Source organism: Paenibacillus cellulosilyticus, assembly GCF_003182255.1.
Lineage (GTDB): Bacteria > Bacillota > Bacilli > Paenibacillales > Paenibacillaceae > Paenibacillus_T > Paenibacillus_T cellulosilyticus.
The window spans coordinates 54,258-75,135 of sequence record NZ_QGTQ01000007.1; the positions used below are offsets into that span (position 1 = coordinate 54,258).

Below are 20,878 nucleotides of genomic sequence, written 5' to 3' on the forward strand. Positions count from 1 at the left end.
GCCGTGGCCTTGCTGCTTCTTGGCGCTGTCTCTACGGGAGTTTTTCTGGTCTCTGCGTGACATGATGATGTGATGCCTCCTCTTGGTGGTTGTTCTTCAGCTATATTGGTATGTCCTTGCGGGCAGGCGATTATGCGGTGGCTGGCAGCTTGGCTTACTACACCTTGAATTGGTAACCGAATGTTGCTACAATTAATGTCTAATAATGTCTAACTGGCCCATTGGGCGATGAACACGTTTCAGACGAGGAGAAGGTGAAGGCGTATGGCTCCGAAGAAAAATCAAGAAAACAAGCCGCTTGCTCAGAACAAAAAAGCATCGCATGACTACTTCATCGAGGAGACGTATGAAGCGGGCATCGTGCTGACAGGTACGGAGATCAAGTCGGTCCGCAACGGTCGGGCGAACATTAACGACGCATTTGCGACGATTCGCAACGGCGAGATGTTCGTGAATAACATGCACATCAGCCCTTTTGAACAGGGCAATCGATATAACCCAACCGATCCGACACGCGCGCGCAAGCTGCTGCTGCACAAGGTGCAGATTCATAAGCTGCTCGGGCTGTCCAAGCAAGAAGGCTACACGATTGTGCCGCTGAAGATTTATGTGCGCAACGGTTATGCTAAGCTGCTGATCGGTCTTGGCAAAGGTAAGAAGAACTACGATAAACGCGATACGGCAGCCAAACGCGACGCTCAGCGTGACATACAACGGGCGCTGCGCGAGAAGCAGAAGGTCGCACGGTAATCGAATATAGAAATGATAGAACCCTCCAGAGACGCGATTGAATCGCTGTCTGCTGGAGGGTTTTTGTATGAGACATAAATGGCGTAAATATTGTGAAATTAATCACATACAATGCTGAATCGTTATATTACAATTAAATCATAACAAGGGGACGCAAGGAGTGATCACTCATGATGAACATAAACAAAGAGGACCAAGACCAACTGACGACGAAGTATCTGGTTCAATTCTGTTATACTTGCGAACGGGCGCACGCGTGCACGACTGAAGAGACGACCGCTCATTGTATGAAAATAAAGCAAGAGGAAGCGGAATATGCGCAACCGCAGGATGAAATGCGTGAATTGCTGCGATGGTATGAACAAATCTAATGGATAAGCAGCTCTCGCTGATTGTTCAGCTTGAGCTGCTTGTTTATTTCTTGCGCACTTGCAAGTAGCTGTTGCTTGTCCGCAATTCACTGCAGCAGCACTATTTTCTTTGCTCAGGAAGAAGCTGCAGCAATTCAGGATGAGTCAGCCATAGATGACGATTTAGCAGCGCATAGACGATGGCCTCGCGGTCATCGCCGTAACCCATGTAATCAGGCATGGTGCGAGGGAGCCGTTTCTTCCCTTTCAAATAGGTTGGGACGAAAGGATTATGCTCGACCGCTGTCTTAATTAGCGATTGCAGCTTAGGGGATCGTCCATTTATCCCGTACTCGACTATTACACGGGCGTATTTGAAGGAGGCACTGCCGTCCTCATCATATTGGCGAATGAGCTGCTCTGCGGCATGCCAATCCTTTGTCTCAATGTAAGCAGGGAGGAGCAGATCGCGAACTCCTTGATTATCGTTCGGATTAAGCTCGAGCAGCTCGCGATAATGTTGAATCGCTTCGGGCATTTTATCTAATTGAGCGCAGATCTCCGCATACCCTTTCTTAGCTCTCATATATGGCCTGGTCGGCGGGTACATCCAGAAGTGTCCTTTGTTCTCCTTGAAGCAGGCCTGTCCTAAGCGCTTCTCTTCCACGAGCATCCCTTGCTTGTAAAAGTAGGCCATTTCTTTAGGAGATGCTGCGCCCTCGGCAAGGATGTTGTAAGCGTCACCGCTTTGAGGGTCGAGCTGAAGAGCTTCTTGGGCGAGCTGCATTTTGCGATGCGGGTTCGGCTCATTCCAGGCTGCGTACAGGAGCTCGGAGGCCTGCTCCTCCTTGTTAGCCTTCTTGCCTCTTACGGGCTTGTTGTTCATATTGTGCGCAAGGAAATCATTGATTTCATCAATGGAGTTGAAATTTTGCTGATCAAGAAGAGCGTGTAGACGAGCCATCTCCTGCTCCATCACGATAGACGAATTTGAGCCGTCTGGAACCGATAGCTGCCGTGCGGCTAGCTCGTTAGATAAATCGTCATGCTCCTCGATGTAATCGAAGAGCTGGTTAGCTCGTTGAGATAATGTTGCAACAGAAACATCGTACTTCTTGGCGAGCTCGCTTTGGGTTGTGGGATGCGCGAAAATCAGACAGAGAACATATTCCAGTGCCGCGGGGTATACGCCAAGCTTCTTCGAGACCGGCTGGGTGTCGCTCGCGAACCTATTCCAAGCCAGAATAAGGCCTGCGATTTGTTCCTGTTTATAAACGTCAATCGTATGGTTAAGAAAATGATGAGCAATCAATCGATGCAGCTCATTCGGCCACTCCATCTCATGATCAATCGTATCGGTCAGAGATAGAGGCTGTGAAGCGACAAGCCGGGTAACTCGAAAATCCTCATCCTTGTTTAAACAGCATTTTTTATATTTCAAGCCGCTGCCGCAATGGCAAGAGTCGTTCCTTCCTAATTTTTGCATATGAACCTCCGTGTTTATTTGTTTTCATTATTGCTTTAATAGGTGATCTTTGCAACTGTGCCCTCAATAGAAGTAATTCAATTGCTCGAGATCAGCTTAAGGGTTCCGGTGTCGCATAGGACGAGCGTCAATAGCTTGCTTTCCGCAAGCTGAATTGCTACAATTAAACTCTAACACGCATAATTGGACAGACTGGTTGGTAGTCGTTATTGCTGCCAGCAACCAACTAGACATTCGACGTGGAAGACATGTTATACTGAGTTCACCAGCAAGACAAGTAGTAAGCATTCGTGCTCTGGATGAAGGCGCAGCAATGTGCCAACCCATTCGAGTCGCCTGCAGGGCTAACGGTTCGCTTAAGTGACGATCCGATTATGCCGATATTTTGGGGGCGTTTATGGATTCGACGGGGATAGTTCGAGCATGGGTCGCGGGTAGTGGGGAGCGTCCGCTTCATCAACGCTAAAGCCAATTAAATGGCAAACAACAACAAACTTACGCTTTCGCAGCTTAATAACCTGTGAGCGTGCTCCTACCTAGCATCGCCCATGTGACTAGACTAGGGGCTAACAAGTAGTGGGATACGCCGTTCGGTCTCCGCCTGGGGTCGACGGAAGAAGATAATCAGGCTGACCCAACGCGTAGTCGGTTACGGGACGACGCTCGGGTGACATCAATACCGTGACTACACCCGTAGAAGCCTGTGTGGCGTTGTCTCTGGACAGGGGTTCAAATCCCCTCGCCTCCACCATGTAAATCCACTACCGCATGAGGTAGTGGATTTTTGCTGTTTTGGAAGCAGGGCAGTTCTTTGAAAAAGATTGACCGGACACGGAAGCGCGGTGCGGGGGCATTGAATGAACGAACTTTGACTAGGAGAGAAGCTCTCTGCTACTATGACGCGAACAGCTGTTTTGCCTCCTGAAGCGTCATTAAGTTAGAATTTTCTCACTTACATTGTGTACGAATAGACGTTAATATTTTTAAAATAATTAAACTTTCACTTTAATGGCAAAAATATTGGGGGTTAAAATGAAGAAAATAGTATTAGTAGGTTTAATAAGTGCTGCTTTAATGGTTGGTCCAGGGAGTTCATATGCTGCAAATGATGATGTCGCTACAATAAGTTTAAAGGGTATCCTTTCTGAGGGGAGATTATATGCTCCTCTCCGTATAACAGGAGAGAAGCTTGGCGCAGAAGTAAGCTGGAATCAGGAAACTAATACTGCTTCACTAACTAAAGATGGAAAAACTTTAACTGCTACTGTGGGTAATGGAGCATTGCTGATCAGTGGGAAAGTGCATGTTCAATTTAAAGCTTTGAGTAACTTCTTCTATCCGAACGATTATATTAAATGGAATAAATCTACTATGACAGGAACTTCTGAGCACATTGAAGTTCGGGCTTATCCATTAACAGATGAACAAGCAATAAAGTTTGCTACAAAAGCGCTTGATGAGATGCACGGTACCCAGAAGAGAGAATGGAATAAATTCCTTATTAACCTGCATGGTCTCATGGATAAGGAGATTCAGTGGAATAGTAGCTATACTCAATATACAGCTTCTTTTTATGATTCGTGGGGTAACAATAGAAACGAAATTATAACTGAGATGACTAAGAAGGGGAATGATTGGATAATGACTTCATTCAAATCCTTAGTAAGATAGGCATCTAATAAAGGATACCTTCTCCATTGTGAGGGGTCAAACAGTCCTGCGAGTTGTGGTTTTACACAGCCACGCTTCGCCCCCACCATCATTAACCCCGACCGCAAGAGATCGGGGTTCTGGCTGTTTATAAATCAGAGCTTTTACTTCGCAGAGGGCTTCATTGTACGAATTCTTGTAGAACACTTGAAGGAATTGGGATTTATCCCCATTCTGGATACAGGAACAACGGTTTTTAATTACAAGGTTGGTGAGTTTACAGCCATACACCTATCCCCTATGAATGGCGCTGCAGGGGTTGATTTGCAGAAAGGAATAGAAATTGATTTTGGCAGAAAAATAAAACCAACTACTAATAATCTCGATACAATGCTATTTAAAGCGAACGCGCCAATTGAATCGGAAGATGGTCATGTGGGAATGACAGCTGAAATAAAGGGGAATAAGCTCATATACTTCCCTGATTATGATCTCATGAATGCTTTAGATGAAGTCATTGAATCAGGACAGAAGTATCAACTCATCATTGGAGATGGTGAGTTTCGAGATGATGTAGGAAATATCAATCATGGATTTACGCTTGAATTTACAACGAAATAATGAAACAAAGACCCGTAAGAGGTTGCTTATTCAAGTGTTCGTCTTACGGGTCCAAGTTCAATCCCCCCGTGAATGATGGATTTATCAACTGTACGGATTACTGATTCTTCTTGAGATCCTTTTGAGGGTTCACATAATTGTGATTTTTTTCACATTCATATCCGTCAGAGTATGCTATATTAAAGGTGCAAGGAGAAAGCAATACATAGCAACAAGAAGAAAGGAAGAGAGTATCATGAACAACCACATTCGAAGGTTATCCTGGTTCAAGCGATCTTGTCTTTCTGTGAACCCTAGTTTATCGAGTAAGAGGGAAGCTTAGATATCTTTTTAAAATAATACGTGAAAAAATTCACAATAGAAATCGGAGATGATTGTCATGTTAGCATGGCTAAGAACTAATAAATACGTTGCAATTCTTATGATCTTCGTTCGTGTCTACCTCGGTTATCAATGGATCGAAGGGGGCTGGCACAAATTGACGGGCGGATTCGATGCCGCGGGATTCCTGAGAAACGCAATCGATAACCCGATAGCCGATAAAACGACTAATGAATTGGTTTATCCGAACTTTGTATACTTCATCGAGCACTTCGCGATGCCAAACGTAAAGCTCTTTAACTACATCATTCCGATCGGCGAATTCCTCGTGGGCGCCGGATTGATTCTCGGGGGATTGACGGCAGCGGCAGCCTTCTTCGGACTCTTAATGAACTTCATGTTCATGTTCGCCGGAACGCTCAACACGAACCCATGGCTTGTTCTTCTAGGAGGAATCGTACTCTTTGCAGGCACCAACGCAGGACGCTATGGATTGGATTACTACCTGATGCCGATATTGCGTAAAGCATTCAAGCATAACAAACCTGATGGAAACGAAACATTGACTCCTGCCGGCACCGCAAATGCTCACTAACTAAATCGCCTCAAGCGAAAAACGAACCTCCTCGTGCGATTCATACGATGGGGTTCGTTCATTTTTATGAGCCGGAACTAGTAGAGAGGGAACGATGTTTTGAGTTAAGGGGGACATAGCTTTGCGGTCGAGTACGGAGCAGGGGGACAGGCTTGGAACGAAGGGAAACAAAGCTAGGCAGCCAACGCTTCATTCGTAATCTTTTCGATATCAATGGGAGATCTGGATCCTTCGCGAACTAAGTCGGGTAAAATATTACGCATAAAGTACTCTACGCAATGAAGTTTGATTCCTTTTATTTTGATAAGGGCATTTCGGTACATCACGATAAATTCTTTTTCCGTATTCCCGCGTTGCAGCTCTGCGAAGGCCTCGTAGATTTGATCCATTTTATCGGCAACTTCTAATATTTGCCCTTCCACCGAATCGTCTTTTCCTTCGCGCAGTTGTCTGCGGAAGATGTGCTTGAAGTCCTCAGGAATATGCTCTTCGATGAAATGCTCGACCATTCCCTCTTCTACTTTTTGCAGCATGGCGCGGAGTTCCAGCGAATAGTGCTTCACGGGCGTCTTGATATCTCCGATAAAAATTTCGCCGTAATCATGACTGCTTGTGATTTCGTATAGCTTTTTCCAATTCACGACAACTCCGTTGCTTTCTTCGATATCGGCCAACGTCTTTGCGTATTGAATGACCTTCCAAGAATGCGCCGAAACGCTGTGCTCCTGGAATTTGAATTTACCTGGGCAGCGAATAATACGCTCTAAATCGGTTAGCGATTGAAAATACGTATGGATACCCATGTTGTGGATTCCTTTCTGTGAAAAAGAGATGGTTTGTTGTGATACGTTTAGTATAAATTTGATTTGTTAATAGGCGATTAACACGAACAGGGAAGTGATCCCTATAATTCTCGGACACATCGTGCCGAATAGGTGTTATGATAATTACAGGAGTTTATGAATTGCAAATTCACAACAAAGGAGCCAATGATAAATGAACGTTGTTTATCAATTTGAAGAAGTGGCCAGACTGCCCTTGCCAGGGGATAACTGCGCTGTTGCGATTCGCCAATTGGACTCCGGGACCGTTATTCAGTTTGAGGGCCAGTCCTTCACTTTGGATTATACGGTTATGGAAGGCCATCGATTTGCGGTGAAAGCAATTGCTCCAGGCGAAGAGCTGCTTTCGTGGCAATTGCCTTTCGGCGCGGCACTTAAGCCGATTGAGCCCGGCCACTATGTGATCAACGAAACCGTGCTGCAAGCGCTCAGTGTGCGTAATCTGGCATTCGCGTTGCCGCCTGTGCCCAATTTTGCGGATCAAGTTCATCCATATGTCCTTGACGAGGAGAACTTCCAGCCGGCTCCGGCATCGCCAGTGTATACGGAGACGCGCACATTTATGGGGTATCGCCGCCATGCGGATCGCGGGGTTGGTACCCGGAACTACGTTGTACTGCTTGGCACCACTTCGCACACGGGCAGCTATGTGAAGAAGCTTGCCGCTCGACTGCAAGATGAATGCAAGAACTATGCGAATATCGACGGGATTGTTCCTGCTGCGCATACGGAAGGCGGCACGGAGAAGCCGAATAACACGGAATTGCTTCTTCGGACGCTAGCTGGGTTTATCGCTAACCCTAACGTCGGTGCGGTATTGGTTGCCGATTATGGCAATGAATCGGTCACGAACAAGATGGTGGAGGCTTATGCGCGCGAGAACGGCTACCCAATCGATGATGTGCTCCATAAGTTCGTGTCGCTCACGGACAGCTTCGACGAGGAGTTAGTTAAAGGTGAAGCGTTAGTTCGGGAGTGGCTGCCAATCGTTAATGCGATGCAGCGGACGCCAGAATCCATTCGTCACTTGCGAATCGGATTGCAGTGCGGCGGTTCGGATGCATTCTCCGGCGTATCCGCGAATCCGCTGCTCGGCTGGGTGTCGGAACAATTGGTGCGATACGGCGGTGCGGCTAGTCTTGCTGAGACCGATGAATTGATCGGCGCGGAGCCTTATATCCTCTCGAAAGTACGCAATGTGGAAACCGCGCGCAAATTCCTTGAGCTTGTAGACCGGTTTAAGGAACGCACGTCGTGGCACGGCACTAGCGCGGAAGGTAACCCATCCGGCGGTAACATGTATCGCGGTTTGTACAACATCTATCTGAAATCGATAGGCGCAGCCATGAAGAAAGACCCTGTAACGCGGATTGACTATGCAACCGAATATGGGGAGCTCATGAAGGACGGCGGCTACTATTTCATGGACAGTCCCGGCAATGACCTGGAGAGCATCGCCGGTCAGGTGGCCGCAGGCTGCAATATGATCTTCTTTACGACGGGTAACGGTTCGATCACTAATTTCCCGTACGTGCCGACGGTTAAAGTAGTCACTACGACTCGTCGCTTCGAATTGCTGTCGAATGATATGGATGTGAATGCGGGACAATACCTGGAAGGCAAGTCGATGGATGAGCTGGGCCAAGAGGTATTCGATCTTGCGATTGAAATTGCTTCCGGTCAGCGAAGCGTGGGCGAGAAGGCAGGCCATGCCCAAGTACAAATTTGGCGCAACTGGCAGCAGAACGATGCGGGCCAGCTGGAAACCTTGCTGCATGCTCCCGTACCGACAGGAGCGCCGATTGAAATTCAGGATGATGCGGTTACGACGGCTAACCCGATTGCATTTGCTTTTACTCGGCATCGCGATCGGCAGTCCAGCGACAATATCGGCTTGATTGTACCGACGAGTCTATGTGCCGGACAGGTAGCCAATATGATCACGCAGCGTCTGAACAAGCAAGGAGCAGGGCAGTCGGATCTCTCGCGCTTTGTTACATTGGCACACACGGAGGGCTGCGGTACATCGGGAGGACCTGCCGAATCGCTATTTGCCCGTACGATGATCGGTTATATCACGCATCCGATGGTCGAGCATTGCTTGCTGCTGGAGCATGGCTGCGAGAAAACGCACAACGACTATATGCGTCATCAGATGGAAGTCCATGGCGTCGATGCAAGCCGCCTCGGTTATGCCAGCATTCAGCTAGACGGAGGAATCGCCAAGGTGAGCGAGAAGGTCGAAGCTTGGTTTGCCGATCGATTGGCAGCAGGTGAGCCTGCAGAGAAGGTCACGGTCGGTCTGGAAGGACTACGTATTGGGATCGTAAGCGACGGCGCCATTACCGACGAAGCCGGTGAGCAGTTGGCACAGCTGACTAAGATGATTGTTGGCGCAGGTGGCGTGGTTGTCGTTCCTGAGAACAGCGGATTGCTTGCCGCGGCTGCATTCGGCCAACATCTATTTATAGATTCGCAAGTTCGGCCGTCCATTGCCTATGGGGAACATGTTCGCCGCAACGGCCTCCACATTATGGAGACGCCTACAACGCATTGGGTGGAGACGATTACGGGACTCGCCGCTACAGGCGTGGAATTAGTGATTGCGCTGGTCGGCAACCGTCCGATGCAGACGCATCCGTTCGTACCGATGCTGCAAATGACAGCAGAGCAAGCGGTGCTGCGGAAACATCAGGAAGATATCGATTTGGTACTCTCGGGCAGCCCGGACTTATGGGTGAGTCAAATTCTGGAGCGCAGCAAGCAGATTCTGGAGCACACGTATGTGCCGCGTCTCTATCAGAAAGGTAATATCGATTTCCAAATGACGCGCGGCTTCTTGGGCGTATCGTTATAATTTAGATACTAGTGAAAGCGAGGACCACACGATGTCGAACCATTTATTATCGAAACGACCGCTTGGCAGTACTGGCCTGCTCGTAACGCCGCTATGCATTGGAGCCGCTCCGCTTGGCGATATGCCGGAAACCTTTCAATATGGTGTGCCGGAAGAACAGGCCTTGACCACGCTGCGTACCGCTTTCGAGAGCTCGATTAACTTCTTGGATACGGCTGCAGCATATGGCAATGGCGAGAGCGAGCGACGGATCGGCAAAGCCATTCAAGCAAACGGCGGACTTCCGGCAGGTTACGTATTGGCGACTAAAGCTGACCGCGACTTGACGACCGGCGACTTCAGCGGCGAGCAGATCAAACGTTCGATCGAAGGAAGTCTCGAACGCTTAGGCCTTGATCGTCTGCAATACGTGTACATTCACGATCCTGAACACACCACCTTTGAGAACATCATGGGACCCGGGGGCGCTTTGGAAGTATTGCGGAGTTTTCAGGACCAAAGAGTTATCGATAACATTGGTATTTCTGGCGGACCGATTGATATGCTGATTCGATATGTAGAGACGGGAGCGTTCAGCGCTGTAGAGACTCACAATCGCTATACGCTGCTCAATCGATGTGCCGAGCCATTGCTTGAAATCGCGAGTCGCATGGGAGTTGCGGTCGTTAACGGCGCTCCTTACGGCAGCGGCATATTGGCTAAAGGTCCGGATGCATACGCCCGGTATGCCTATAGCGAAGCTCCGCCAATCGTTATCGAACGAGCGCGGGCGTTCGCGAAGGTTTGCCAGGAGTATGATGTGCCTCTGGCGGCTGCGGCGCTTCAGTTTTCCCTTCGAGATCCGCGAATTGCGAGCACCGTTATCGGCATGACCAAACCGGAACGGGTAGCGCAGACAATCGAGCTCGCGAACTATCCGATTCCTGCTGAGTTATGGCCGGCGCTTGACGCTTTCGGCTATGATACAACCGATCCGGAAGCAACGCGATTTAACCCTGCCGAGTAAGGTTTAAGCAGCAGTAGCGATAGAGACTAAAGGCACCTCCAATAATAGGAGGTGCCTTTGGTTTATTTACAATGCAATAAAGGGATACATATTGCAATAACAACAGGTATTAATGTGCCGGATCCCAGTTGTCGCTACCAGCCAGAACCTCTTGCGTGTTGATCGCCGCCGCTTGCGAAGCGGTCAGTTGGTGCGCCCAGCTAACCCGGCTTGACGTCGCAGCACCTGCTCCTGTGTTGCCGTATTCGGAATAGCGGGCGGTGCTTTCATTAGCTGTATTGCCCCAATTGTCCCAGCCAGCTGGCTTAATGTGCGTGTCCATTGACGTATACAAGTAGGTAACAGAACTGTACGGCTGCCACGGACGGCCAAGTGCAGTTGTATCATCCAGCGAGCCGGAACGGGTCAAGCTGGACGTAATAAACACGTAGCCATAAGCTGTCGATTGCGCTGTCGATGCCGCTGTTACATAGCCCCCGCCTAAACTCTTAATTTCGCAGCTCTCGAACACAGCCGTCGCTCCGCCAAAAATATAATCGACGGTTCCTTCAATGTACGAATCGCGGTAATACTGCCGGCCGTTGTTTGCATAAAGTGAATCCTGGTTGCCGAGGACTCTCACATTGCGGAAAGCTGCACGATCACCGGATACGTACAATGCGACAGCCTGTCCTGCCGAGGCTCCTGCAGTATTGCGGAACGTAATATCTTGAGCCGTAAAATCGCTCCCTCGTACAAACGTGCACGAGCTATTCGTTGTGCTGCCCGCCGAGCTAGCTGTATCTGCGCAGGAAAGGATCGTTCCGGCTGCGCTTTCACCAATGAGCGTTATATAGGGCTTGTTCGCAGGAAATGTCAGCTTCTCATTATAAGTGCCGTTCTTCACATAAATCGTCTTCGGCGTCGTATTGTTGGCTGGAATCGCATCGATGGCTGCCTGTATTGTGGTGTATACACCTGTGCCGCCGCTCGCGCTGACGACAAGTGCCCCTGACGGGATAGCAGTAGGCACGTCCTTGATCAGAATATCATCCAAATAATGCGAGCCTGCCGTCGAATTCGGCGTATAGGATTCAAAACCGTCCAGATTGGAGACGGTCGTGTAGAAGGCAACGCCGCTCGCCTTTTTCACCCCATTGACATACACATCCGCTTTGTCGGTCGACGGATCAGCGACGATGCGAATGCTGTACCAGACGTTGGCCGAGTAGCTGCTGACGAGCGTCACGTAAGTGCTGTCGGCATTGCGGTACGAAATGTTGCCGCCGTAGCTCTCAATCGAGACAGCTGCGGTCGTCCCGCTGAGCAGGCGGAATATTTTCGTGCTGTTCACAAGCGACGGCTGCATAAATTTGAACTCCGCATCGATCTTGCCCGTTTGGACGGTGAATGTTTTTTTCAAGCTGGAATAGGCAGTTGTGCTCGTATCATTTAAAAATACGCTCCGGTTCGAAGAACTCGGCACGTTAGCCGCCCGCACCGTTCCGCCTGCCTCTGAAATCGTAAAGCCCGAAGGCTGGGAGCCGGCGGAGGTGCCATTGAAATTCGTGTCTGTAAGGGAAGTAGCGGCCTGTGCGCTTGCAGCGGGAAACACCCCGAGCATGGCGGCAATAAGTACCGTGGTTGCTCCGAACATTTTCCTTTTTCTCATCACATGAATTCCTCCTTAGATAGGCTTCTTATTGTTTGTCCGTCTGCAATGAAGTTTTACGAATCGCTCTCCTTTACTCATTGTTCTATAACAAGCTGCATCGCATAAAGCCTGTATCTCACCTCCTTTCATTCGCAAGGCGTGAAACCGTTTACAAACGTCCTGATTGTTGGAGCAAGTCATACTCAACTAAGCGTCCGATCACGCCGGGAGGCGACAACAAAGGAAGGTAAAGTGACGATTCTGTCAAAATCGTTATTAAATACCATATTATTCCTTGCGACCTTGGTTGTCCATCTCAATTCTTGTAAGCAACTACGTATTCCCTCGTTGCAGCTCAGCGAAAGCCTCGTAGATCTGATCCATTGGTAAGAATGAGCCGAAACCCTATGCTCCTGGAATTTGAATTTACCTGGGCAGCGAATGATGCGCTCTAGAATAAATTAAGGACAAGCTTACTGTTAAGGATCAGGTTTGTAGGCATATTAGCGATTTAAGGTGATTCGTGATATGATGGATATATAAAACTCGTGACTGAATTCACATAGCGTAGAGGGTTATTTCATTCAGACTGTAACCTTGTATGATATGTGAATTTTTTATTTCTTTTTGAATAAGAAGGTCATGTGACGATAAAAAAGGTGGTAATTCATTTGGTACAAGGTACAGTTAAATGGTTCAATGCAGAAAAAGGTTTCGGTTTTATTGAAGTAGAGGGCGGAAGCGATGTCTTCGTGCATTTCAGCGCAATTACTGGCGATGGCTTTAAATCTTTGGATGAAGGCCAACGCGTTGAATTTAATATCACGCAAGGCAACCGCGGACCACAAGCCGAGAATGTTGTAAAACTGTAGGTTAGAATCTCAAGCCCCGAACGAAAATTTCGTTTGGGGCATTTTTTATCGCTACATCTATTTCAAGGAGAGAAAGAGGGATGCACAATTGTATTATTCTCGAAAAAGACCGCTTGAGGATATCCCCAAAGTATCAACCGCCATATGGTCTTGTACAGAAGAAAACTGTCACGGATGGATGAGAGATAACTTTGTGTTCTCCGTCGCTCCCGTATGCTCTCTATGCCAATCCGAAATGGTCAAAGGCGAAAAAATGCTGGCAGTGGTCGCAAACACTAGCCCTATCCAGATTAAGCTGTGAACAATAAGGGGAGAATTGCTCCTAAAATAAACAGTGAACGGGCCCCCATGTCAGGCACTTAGATAATAAGGTTGTTAGGCAGCCGACAAGAGATGATTCCTGTATTGAACAGGAGTCATCCTTTTTTTATCGTCGCCATTGATACCTGTGGTTGGCGGAATAGCTAATATAGGGATGATTGGTCTCGATTAATTCACACTTGACAGGTTGGTAAAGTGTGAATAGAATAAAACTCATTAAGCGAGTGTTTCTATTTTTTTAACCCAAAATGAAATAATGTTTCTTTATTGATTTTATAAACTGAAACATTATTACGAACAAAAACAAACCTTGCTGACCAGACCGCTGGAGGCTGATCTTGAAGAAACTGAACCTTAATGGAGGGAATGAAAGTGAAGAAGACACTAGCAATCGTATTCCTGGTTTCTATGCTCAGCGTGATTCTGGCGGGATGCGGAGGGACGGGCAGCAGTAACGATGAGGAACAGAAGAATCAGTCGGAATCGGCAAGTACGCAAGCAATCCAAGAGAACACGGGCAGCAAAGAGAAATTTGTGCTGAACCTAGCCATCTGGGACGAGAAACTGAAGGATACCGTCAATCAAGTCATTGAGATTTATAAGCAGGATCATCCCGAGGCAGATGTGCAAGTTACGGTAACGCCAGTCAAGGATTATTGGACCAAAACGCAAGCGAGTCTCGTCGGTGGTAAGGGCCCTGATCTGTTCATGATGAATGGACCAAACTTCAATAAATTCGCTTCGCTCGGCTTGCTTTCCGACCTGCAACCGCTCATTGAGAAAGACGGAGTTGACACCTCTGTCTATCCGCAAGGCATCAATGAACTGTACAAGCTGGATGGACATGCTTATGGCATTCCGTTCTACCTCGGTTCGCTTGGACTGTACTATAACAAGGAGCTGTTCGATAAAGCAGGCGTTCCTTATCCGGATGAAAGCTGGACGTGGGAGACGCTGAAGGAGAAAGCAGCGCTATTAACCAACAAGGAAGCTAAACAATACGGGTATATTGCGGTAAATGCAGACCAAGTTGGCTATTACCCACTCATCCATCAAGCTGGCGGCAGTGTGATTAGTGCCGATAAGAAGACGTCGGGACTTGATTCTGAAGGTACGATCAATGCGATTCAATTCATGAAGGATTTGATGGATCAGGGCATTTCCCCTTCAGCACAGCAGCAATTGGAGACGGAGGCGCTGCAAATCTTCGGCTCGGGCAACGCGGCCATGTATCCGGGTGGCTCATTCGACGCCTTTAATCTACAGAAGCTGCTCGGTGACAAGTTAGGGGTAACGGTTCTTCCAAAAGGAGAGCAGAGCGGCTTCTATGTTCACGGCTCCAGTTGGGTTATTAATAAGCAGTCCAAGCACCAGCAAGAGGCGTGGGAGCTATTGAATCTGCTGACAGGTAAAGCGGGTCAGGAGCTTCTTGCGAAAAATGCCATTAACTTCCCGGCTTATACCGATTACGTTGATCTGTGGGCGCAGTCGATTCCATCGTTGGACATGAAAGCATTCGTCGTATCACTCCCAGATGCGGTAGCTTATCCGGTGTCGCAGAATACGTCCGAATGGCAAAAGGTAATGGCAGCCTCCATTACGGAAGCATTGACCGGGGCCGTTCCGGTGAAAGAGGCGATGACCACGGCGGCACAACAGATGAACGAAATATTGAGTAAAGATAAATAGCAATGAAATTTGAAGGAGCCGAAGGAGCATCGATGTCCCTTCGGTTTCTGATCAGGTTGGTGAGCAGATGAAACGTAAACTAGAAATGAGATGGGCGTATCTGTTCATCGCGCCCGCGCTGATCGGGCTGTCCTTGTTCCACTTGTTTCCGGCAATTGCATCCATGGTGTTGTCTTTCACGGAATGGAATGGTTTAACAAAGCCTGACTTCGTAGGTTTAGATAATTTTAAAGCGCTGGTTCATGACAAGGAATTTATCCAGTCGATTCGAAACACTGTTTATTTTACTTCAATTAGTGTGCCGGTATCGATTGGACTAGCGACAATAGCTTCGATCCTGCTGAATCAGCGAATAAGGGGAAAGTCGGTTTACCGTACCCTTTATTTTGTTCCTGTGGTTACGATGTCTACAGCTGTGGGACTCATCTGGAAATGGCTGCTTAATGCGGAGTTTGGACCTGTCAATTATGTATTGGGGCTGCTTCATCTGCCGCAGCCGAACTGGCTGTCCGATCCGTCGATGACCATGTTGTCTATCGTCATCGTATCGATTTGGTCGACGGTGGGATACTATATGATTATTTTAATTGCGGGTCTGCAGGGTATCTCCGCAACTTATTACGAAGCTGCTGAAATGGATGGAGCGTCGAAGTGGTATCAGTTATTCCGTATCACACTGCCGCTGCTGACGCCAAGCTTGTTTTTTGTCCTACTAATTGCTTTGATAAACAGTCTGCAGCTGTTCGACCTTGTTTTCGTTATGACAGGCGGTACGACAGGAACTTCGGGACCGAATCCAATGCTGCTCAATTCGACCCGTTCGATCGTGTATACGATTTATGATCAAGGATTTGTTTTATTCCGAATGGGTTATGCATCGGCTCAGGCAGTCGTACTGTTCACTGCTATTTTAATCTTCACACTTGTACAGTTTGCGCTTCAGAAGAAATGGGTTCACTATCAATAGAAAGGAGGCGACAAGATGAGCCGAATGGCAAGTAAGATCACGCTCCATATTGTATTGATCGCGGGTGCATTCCTCATGTTTGTTCCGTTCTTATGGATGTTTGATACTGCGCTGAAGACGTTCGAGGAGTCCATGCTGACGCCTCCGAAGCTATTGCCTGATGTTATCCAGTGGTCAAACTTTGTTGAGGTGTTCGTAAAGACCGACTATATTCGTTATTATTTCAATACAATCGCAGTGGCGCTGTCCAAGACAGTAGGGCAGTTATTCTTCTGCTCACTTGCGGCATTTGCGTTTGCTACGATGTCCTTCCCAGGTAAGAATACATTGTTTTTTATAATCCTTTCCAATATGATGGTGCCAAGCCAGATCGTCATCATTCCTACATTTGTATTGATGAAGGAATTCGGATGGCTGGACTCGTATAACGCTCTTATTGTTCCGGGGCTTGCGAGCGCGTTTGGGATTTTTCTGCTTCGTCAGTTTTTCCTATCTATTCCCCGGGAGCTGGGTGAGGCAGCGCAGATTGACGGCAGCTCTTACTTCCGAATTTATTGGAGTTTGTATTTACCCTTGTCTCGTTCCGGTCTTACGGCGCTGGCCATCTTCGTTCTGATCGCGTCTTGGAACGACTTCATTTGGCCGCTCATCCTGACGAATTCGGATGAGATGCGCGTGTTGTCATTGGCGGTGGCTAGCTTCGTTGGTGAATTCTCGACTGAATACCCGCTGATGATGGCGGCAGCCTTTATGGCGTTATTGCCGCTTGTCGTTCTTTTCTTGCTGTTGCAGCGTTTTTTCATAGAGGGGATTGCTCTAACGGGTATGAAAAGCTAATGATTGTAGTGAGAGGAAGGGGGAAGAGTTGTGCTAAAAGGCATCTTGATGAGCATAGAGGGCGCTTACGATTCCTTGTCATCCATGGAAAAGCAGGCAGCCAAATATATATTGGATCATCCGAATGAGGTTGTTGATATTTCTGTTCAAAGCTTAGCGCAAAAGACAAAGGTCGGCGAAGCGACCATTGTGAGACTGTCTCGTTCGTTGAAGTGTAAGGGATTCAAGGAATTGAAGCTGCGCATTGCAGCTGATCTAGCCTTATCCGATACGAAGCAGGAAGAATACCAGCAGTTTCAGGTCGGCAGCTCGACGGAGGAACTTATCTCCTCGGTAAGCGGCAGCAATCTGAGGTCTGTACAGGATTCACTTACGGTCTTATTACCGGAAGCTGTTGAACAAGCTGTCGATAAGCTGCTGCAGGCGAGGAAGATTGGCGTGTTCGGGATTGGTCCGACAGCGCTCGTGGCTGAAGATTTTCAACTTAAAGCATCGCGTATTAACAAATGGTGCGAGCTTGGAGCGAGCGGGGATAGCCAGGCCATAATCGCCGCTAATCTAATCGATCAGGATGTTGTGCTCGGCATATCTCATTCTGGTCGTACAGAAGAGGTGCTATACGCACTTCAGGTCGCCAAGGCGAATGGTGCCGCAGTCATATCCTTGACCCAATTCGGCAATAGCCCAATTGCGGATATGTCGGATATTCAGCTCTTCACGAGTACGCTGGATCAGAATTTCCGGAATGGCGCGATGGCTTCACGCATCGCACAGTTGAATGTGATCGATATCTTGTACGTCGGCATGGTTTCGGGCAGCTATGAGGAAAGCATCGCTTCTCTAGACCGCACCAAGCAGGCTGTTCGGCGGAATAAATAAAGGTACGGCAAAGAGGTGCAGGAACATGGCAAGACCGGAGCGGAGTTTATATATTGGCATTGACGGCGGCGGTTCTAAAACTTGCTGCGTCGTCGGGGATGCTAGTGGTCAAGTCATTCATGCGGGTTATGGTGGGGCTACCAATGTTAAGTCAAGTTCCCGTGCAGAGACGGAAGATGTACTGCTTCATTTGCTAGAGGATACGCTGGCTCGCTGCGGTGCATCGATGGGGAATGTGCGCGGTCTATCGCTGTGTTTGGCGGGCGGACACCGGCCGAGCGACAAAGCTGCGATGAAGCAATTCATGGTCCCATACTTCTCACCTGAAACTCGAATTGATGTGCAGAGTGACGCTACCGCCGCATGGGCCGCCGGTACATGGGGACAGCCGGGTATCGTCTTAATAGCCGGAACTGGCTCCATCGCCTATGGCCGTCTCTCTCCTGAAGGTAGAGAGGAAAGGGCGGGAGGTTGGGGCTATTTGCTCGGCGATGAAGGCAGCGGCTTTGAGCTTTCGCGGAAGGCACTGCAAGCCGTCTTACGTCATTATGATGGGCGTGGTCCGGCAACCGTTATGACCGAGGCTGTTCTTGCAAGGCTTGGCCTCAATCAACCAGAGGAATTGATTGATTGGCTATATGGTCATCCTGCCATGCGCCGAGAGCTGGCGGCATTGTCCGATATTGTCATGGATGCCGCGGGGAACGGCGATCACGTAGGCGAGACCATCGTTGCTGATGCTGTTGGTGAGCTCACTGAACAGGTCCGTGCTGTTCGAAAGAGGCTGGGGGATGACAACCTTCCTGTAATCACAGCAGGAGGTCTGTTCTCGGCTCCCTACTTCTATTCAACATTCCAATCAGCCTGGCGGCAGCATGTGGGGAAGACAGGCGAGTGCCGTCTGCTGACGCTGCCGCCCGCTGTTGGCGCTTATTATTTGGCGCTGCATGGAGCGGGACTAGCCAGCCCGACAACTGGGAAAACAATCGAAAACTCGCTGAGAGAGTAGCTTCTTACTCGTGAGTGGAGTTTTATTCGTCATATGGATTTTATACTGAAGTTAAGCTGTCATAACCTTTAGGAGGAACCAAGATGCAGCAAGAAACGTCATCGTTATTGACTGAACAGAGCAATGGAAAGTCCCTGCATCTGGACCAGCTGCACGTAGGCGAAATCATCCGCCTCATGAATGAGGAGGATCAGACCGTAGCTTTAAGCGTGAGCAGGGCGCTTCCTAGTATAGAGAGAGCGATTGAACAAATTGTTTCGAGACTAGAGAATGGTGGAAAATTGTATTATTTCGGTGCAGGATCTAGCGGTCGTATCGGCAGTCTTGATGCTACGGAATGTCCCCCGACGTTCGGCGTTGATAAGGAGCTGTTCAATGCTGTCATAGCAGGTGGTCAGGGGGCCATGTTCCAAGCCGTTGAAGACGCCGAGGATGATGTGGAAGCCGGTAAGCTTGATGCAGGGAAACGGCTCACAGACAAGGATGTACTCGTTGGGCTGGCCGCCAGCGGAACAACGCCTTACGTGCTGGGTGCGATTAGTGAAGCGAAACGAATGGGTGCACTTACGGTCGCGATTGTATGCAACGCGGGAACGCCGCTCGGAGAGGAAGCCGATTATCCGATTGAAATAGAAGTCGGACCTGAAATCATTGCGGGCTCTACAAGACTCAAGGCAGGAACTAGTCAAAAGATGGTCGTCAATATGATTTCTTCGACGGTGATGATTCGTTTAGGCAAGGTATACCGCAATCTGATGGTCAATGTGCAGGCAACCAATGAGAAGCTGCGAAATCGTGTTGTAAATATTGTGATGCAAGCCATTGAGGTTGATGAAGGGACGGCTCAAGATCTAGTTCAACAAGCGAATGGCGATGCACGCATTGCGATTCTGATTCATAAATTCGGCCTTCCTCTTGAGGAAATCACCGAAAGGTTATTAGCTTGCAACGGCCATTTTGGCAACACGCTGCGAGAGCTGGAACAGCAATAAGCAGCCATATCATCAGAGCGTAAAGGTAACTTCGTTAATGGGTGAATTTGATCTATTTATTCGAATATGTAAATCCACTGCCGTATAAGGTAGTGGATATTTGCTGTTTAGGCCTCGTTTTTGAATTCAAGCGGTGCTTGAATGGCGTTAGTCGTGCTGTTCAACTAATACTTGATAGGGCGTTTCCAGTATCTATGCTATCCTAAACTAAACAGTGCGCACTGTACACGGTTCCTTATAGGGGGGATTAGAGATGCTGGATATCAAAAAAATAGGGGCCTATATATCGAAGCTGCGAAAGTTTAAAGATATGACTCAAATGGAGCTTGCCGATCAGTTAAACGTGAGTCATCAAGCCGTATCGAATTGGGAGCGCGGGCAATCGCTTCCGGATATAGGGACGATAATGGAACTTGCTAAACGGTTCCAGATTACAACGGATACCTTACTGAATGGGGGGCAAGAGCAAGAGCAGCCCGGGCAGCCAATCGGTGAAATGGTGGAGCGAATCGCCGAGAACAAGCCGAGTCTAGTCGCCGATATGATTAATCTCGGAGAGATTTATATGGATGATCTCGTACAATTGGCACCGTTGGTCAAGGCCAGTACGCTTCAACAAGTTACGAAGAACGTGAACCAGACTCAGATTCATCTGGACGTGGTTGAAAATTTGGCGCCATTTCTCGGAATGGAAGCGTTAGATTCATTAGTTTTGCAGATCCCGGAGGATGAATGGCAGTGGAAGGCTATTCTTAATCTGGCCCCATATATAAGTAGGCATTGTTTGAATCAACTATTGGATAAAACGATAAGGGATAAGCTGAGTTTTCAGCAATTAATGGAGTTTGCGTCGTTTCTCGATCGTGAGCGACTGGAGCGAACGGTTCTACGAATGGAAGAAGGCAGCTTGCATTGGGATGCAATTGGGGAGTTAGCTCCTTTTATTAGTAAAGAAACCTTTGGCGAGTTAGTAAATAGGGGGGTTAACGGCAAAATTTCAACTAGCAGAGTCATAAATCTAGCCCCCTTTTTGAGCAAAGAACATATTCAGATCTTGATTGCCAGTATGGAAGCGAGCCAGATCGACTCGGATTTCCTAACCAGCTTGGTTCCTTATATGGGGGAAGAGACGCTGAGCAAGCTTATCTTAAACATAATAAATCATAAGAAATAACATGGAGAGTGAATAAGATGGACACAA

General features: G+C 48.2%; 19 protein-coding genes and 1 other RNA gene. 17 read left to right on the forward strand and 3 right to left on the reverse strand.

The window, feature by feature from the left end:
- The first annotated feature begins 264 nt into the window (after positions 1 to 264).
- Positions 265 to 750, forward strand: a complete 486-nt coding sequence (smpB, locus tag DFQ01_RS11640; protein ID WP_110044063.1) for an SsrA-binding protein SmpB — start codon at positions 265 to 267, stop codon at positions 748 to 750.
- 170 nt (positions 751 to 920) lie between these two features.
- Entirely contained in the window at positions 921 to 1,121 is a 201-nt protein-coding gene (locus DFQ01_RS11645; RefSeq protein WP_245946633.1) for a hypothetical protein, read from the forward strand.
- A gap of 100 nt (positions 1,122 to 1,221) precedes the next feature.
- Here DFQ01_RS11645 and DFQ01_RS11650 read toward each other — a convergent pair whose 3' ends face one another.
- Positions 1,222 to 2,586, reverse strand: a complete 1,365-nt coding sequence (locus DFQ01_RS11650; RefSeq protein ID WP_110044064.1) for an SEC-C metal-binding domain-containing protein — start codon at positions 2,584 to 2,586, stop codon at positions 1,222 to 1,224.
- A gap of 387 nt (positions 2,587 to 2,973) precedes the next feature.
- On the opposite strand from DFQ01_RS11650, the gene ssrA reads away from it, so the two are divergent.
- From ssrA to DFQ01_RS11670, 4 genes are all read left to right on the forward strand, one after another.
- Positions 2,974 to 3,337: a transfer-messenger RNA gene (gene ssrA / locus DFQ01_RS11655) on the forward strand.
- Positions 3,338 to 3,618: 281 nt separating this feature from the next.
- Complete coding sequence (locus DFQ01_RS11660) at positions 3,619 to 4,257, forward strand: copper amine oxidase N-terminal domain-containing protein (protein WP_174812481.1); 639 nt, start codon at positions 3,619 to 3,621, stop codon at positions 4,255 to 4,257.
- Between the two features lie 186 nt (positions 4,258 to 4,443).
- On the forward strand, positions 4,444 to 4,857 hold the full coding sequence (locus DFQ01_RS11665) for an Ig-like domain-containing domain (RefSeq protein ID WP_110044066.1): 414 nt from the start codon (positions 4,444 to 4,446) through the stop codon (positions 4,855 to 4,857).
- Between the two features lie 379 nt (positions 4,858 to 5,236).
- On the forward strand, positions 5,237 to 5,773 hold the full coding sequence (locus tag DFQ01_RS11670) for a DoxX family protein (protein ID WP_110044067.1): 537 nt from the start codon (positions 5,237 to 5,239) through the stop codon (positions 5,771 to 5,773).
- 173 nt (positions 5,774 to 5,946) lie between these two features.
- On the opposite strand, the gene DFQ01_RS11675 is transcribed toward DFQ01_RS11670, so the two are convergent.
- The gene (locus tag DFQ01_RS11675) at positions 5,947 to 6,576 is read right to left on the reverse strand and encodes a YfbR-like 5'-deoxynucleotidase (protein WP_110044068.1); all 630 of its coding nucleotides are present in this window, start codon (positions 6,574 to 6,576) and stop codon (positions 5,947 to 5,949) included.
- A 193-nt stretch (positions 6,577 to 6,769) separates the two neighbouring features.
- On the opposite strand from DFQ01_RS11675, the gene DFQ01_RS11680 reads away from it, so the two are divergent.
- Entirely contained in the window at positions 6,770 to 9,472 is a 2,703-nt protein-coding gene (locus DFQ01_RS11680; protein ID WP_110044069.1) for a UxaA family hydrolase, read from the forward strand.
- A 31-nt stretch (positions 9,473 to 9,503) separates the two neighbouring features.
- Positions 9,504 to 10,478 carry an aldo/keto reductase gene (locus DFQ01_RS11685; RefSeq protein ID WP_110044070.1) on the forward strand — a complete coding sequence of 325 codons (975 nt, stop codon included), beginning with the start codon at positions 9,504 to 9,506 and terminating at the stop codon, positions 10,476 to 10,478.
- Between the two features lie 109 nt (positions 10,479 to 10,587).
- On the opposite strand, the gene DFQ01_RS11690 is transcribed toward DFQ01_RS11685, so the two are convergent.
- The gene (locus DFQ01_RS11690; protein WP_245946634.1) at positions 10,588 to 12,129 is read right to left on the reverse strand and encodes a pectinesterase family protein; all 1,542 of its coding nucleotides are present in this window, start codon (positions 12,127 to 12,129) and stop codon (positions 10,588 to 10,590) included.
- A 653-nt stretch (positions 12,130 to 12,782) separates the two neighbouring features.
- Between DFQ01_RS11690 and DFQ01_RS11700 the strand changes: the two genes are divergently transcribed.
- The 9 genes from DFQ01_RS11700 to DFQ01_RS11740 all read left to right on the forward strand — a co-directional run bounded on the left by DFQ01_RS11700 (position 12,783) and on the right by DFQ01_RS11740 (position 20,851).
- Positions 12,783 to 12,983, forward strand: a complete 201-nt coding sequence (locus DFQ01_RS11700; RefSeq protein ID WP_110044071.1) for a cold-shock protein — start codon at positions 12,783 to 12,785, stop codon at positions 12,981 to 12,983.
- 88 nt (positions 12,984 to 13,071) lie between these two features.
- Complete coding sequence (locus tag DFQ01_RS11705; RefSeq protein ID WP_110044072.1) at positions 13,072 to 13,284, forward strand: cold-shock protein; 213 nt, start codon at positions 13,072 to 13,074, stop codon at positions 13,282 to 13,284.
- Positions 13,285 to 13,676: 392 nt separating this feature from the next.
- The gene (locus tag DFQ01_RS11710) at positions 13,677 to 14,993 is read left to right on the forward strand and encodes an ABC transporter substrate-binding protein (RefSeq protein ID WP_245946635.1); all 1,317 of its coding nucleotides are present in this window, start codon (positions 13,677 to 13,679) and stop codon (positions 14,991 to 14,993) included.
- A gap of 67 nt (positions 14,994 to 15,060) precedes the next feature.
- A complete protein-coding gene (locus DFQ01_RS11715; protein WP_110044073.1) occupies positions 15,061 to 15,960 on the forward strand; it encodes a carbohydrate ABC transporter permease in 900 nt (299 codons plus the stop codon).
- Between the two features lie 15 nt (positions 15,961 to 15,975).
- The gene (locus tag DFQ01_RS11720) at positions 15,976 to 16,797 is read left to right on the forward strand and encodes a carbohydrate ABC transporter permease (RefSeq protein WP_110044074.1); all 822 of its coding nucleotides are present in this window, start codon (positions 15,976 to 15,978) and stop codon (positions 16,795 to 16,797) included.
- A gap of 30 nt (positions 16,798 to 16,827) precedes the next feature.
- Positions 16,828 to 17,676: a MurR/RpiR family transcriptional regulator gene (locus DFQ01_RS11725; protein WP_110044075.1), complete on the forward strand. Its 849-nt coding sequence runs from the start codon at positions 16,828 to 16,830 to the stop codon at positions 17,674 to 17,676.
- Positions 17,677 to 17,701: 25 nt separating this feature from the next.
- A complete protein-coding gene (locus DFQ01_RS11730; protein WP_110044076.1) occupies positions 17,702 to 18,685 on the forward strand; it encodes an N-acetylglucosamine kinase in 984 nt (327 codons plus the stop codon).
- 83 nt (positions 18,686 to 18,768) lie between these two features.
- Positions 18,769 to 19,677 carry an N-acetylmuramic acid 6-phosphate etherase gene (gene murQ / locus DFQ01_RS11735; RefSeq protein WP_110044077.1) on the forward strand — a complete coding sequence of 303 codons (909 nt, stop codon included), beginning with the start codon at positions 18,769 to 18,771 and terminating at the stop codon, positions 19,675 to 19,677.
- Positions 19,678 to 19,930: 253 nt separating this feature from the next.
- Positions 19,931 to 20,851 carry a helix-turn-helix domain-containing protein gene (locus DFQ01_RS11740; protein ID WP_110044078.1) on the forward strand — a complete coding sequence of 307 codons (921 nt, stop codon included), beginning with the start codon at positions 19,931 to 19,933 and terminating at the stop codon, positions 20,849 to 20,851.
- Positions 20,852 to 20,878 lie beyond the last annotated feature (27 nt).

Excerpts from the sequence above, each read along its gene's own strand:
- smpB (WP_110044063.1), top strand. The coding sequence starts at position 265 with ATGGCTCCGAAGAAAAATCAAGAAAACAAGCCGCTTGCTCAGAACAAA.
- DFQ01_RS11645 (WP_245946633.1), top strand. The coding sequence starts at position 921 with ATGATGAACATAAACAAAGAGGACCAAGACCAACTGACGACGAAGTAT.
- DFQ01_RS11650 (WP_110044064.1), bottom strand. The coding sequence starts at position 2,586 with ATGCAAAAATTAGGAAGGAACGACTCTTGCCATTGCGGCAGCGGCTTG.
- DFQ01_RS11660 (WP_174812481.1), top strand. The coding sequence starts at position 3,619 with ATGAAGAAAATAGTATTAGTAGGTTTAATAAGTGCTGCTTTAATGGTT.
- DFQ01_RS11670 (WP_110044067.1), top strand. The coding sequence starts at position 5,237 with ATGTTAGCATGGCTAAGAACTAATAAATACGTTGCAATTCTTATGATC.
- DFQ01_RS11675 (WP_110044068.1), bottom strand. The coding sequence starts at position 6,576 with ATGGGTATCCATACGTATTTTCAATCGCTAACCGATTTAGAGCGTATT.
- DFQ01_RS11680 (WP_110044069.1), top strand. The coding sequence starts at position 6,770 with ATGAACGTTGTTTATCAATTTGAAGAAGTGGCCAGACTGCCCTTGCCA.
- DFQ01_RS11685 (WP_110044070.1), top strand. The coding sequence starts at position 9,504 with ATGTCGAACCATTTATTATCGAAACGACCGCTTGGCAGTACTGGCCTG.
- DFQ01_RS11690 (WP_245946634.1), bottom strand. The coding sequence starts at position 12,129 with ATGAGAAAAAGGAAAATGTTCGGAGCAACCACGGTACTTATTGCCGCC.
- DFQ01_RS11715 (WP_110044073.1), top strand. The coding sequence starts at position 15,061 with ATGAAACGTAAACTAGAAATGAGATGGGCGTATCTGTTCATCGCGCCC.
- DFQ01_RS11720 (WP_110044074.1), top strand. The coding sequence starts at position 15,976 with ATGAGCCGAATGGCAAGTAAGATCACGCTCCATATTGTATTGATCGCG.
- DFQ01_RS11730 (WP_110044076.1), top strand. The coding sequence starts at position 17,702 with ATGGCAAGACCGGAGCGGAGTTTATATATTGGCATTGACGGCGGCGGT.
- murQ (WP_110044077.1), top strand. The coding sequence starts at position 18,769 with ATGCAGCAAGAAACGTCATCGTTATTGACTGAACAGAGCAATGGAAAG.
- DFQ01_RS11740 (WP_110044078.1), top strand. The coding sequence starts at position 19,931 with ATGCTGGATATCAAAAAAATAGGGGCCTATATATCGAAGCTGCGAAAG.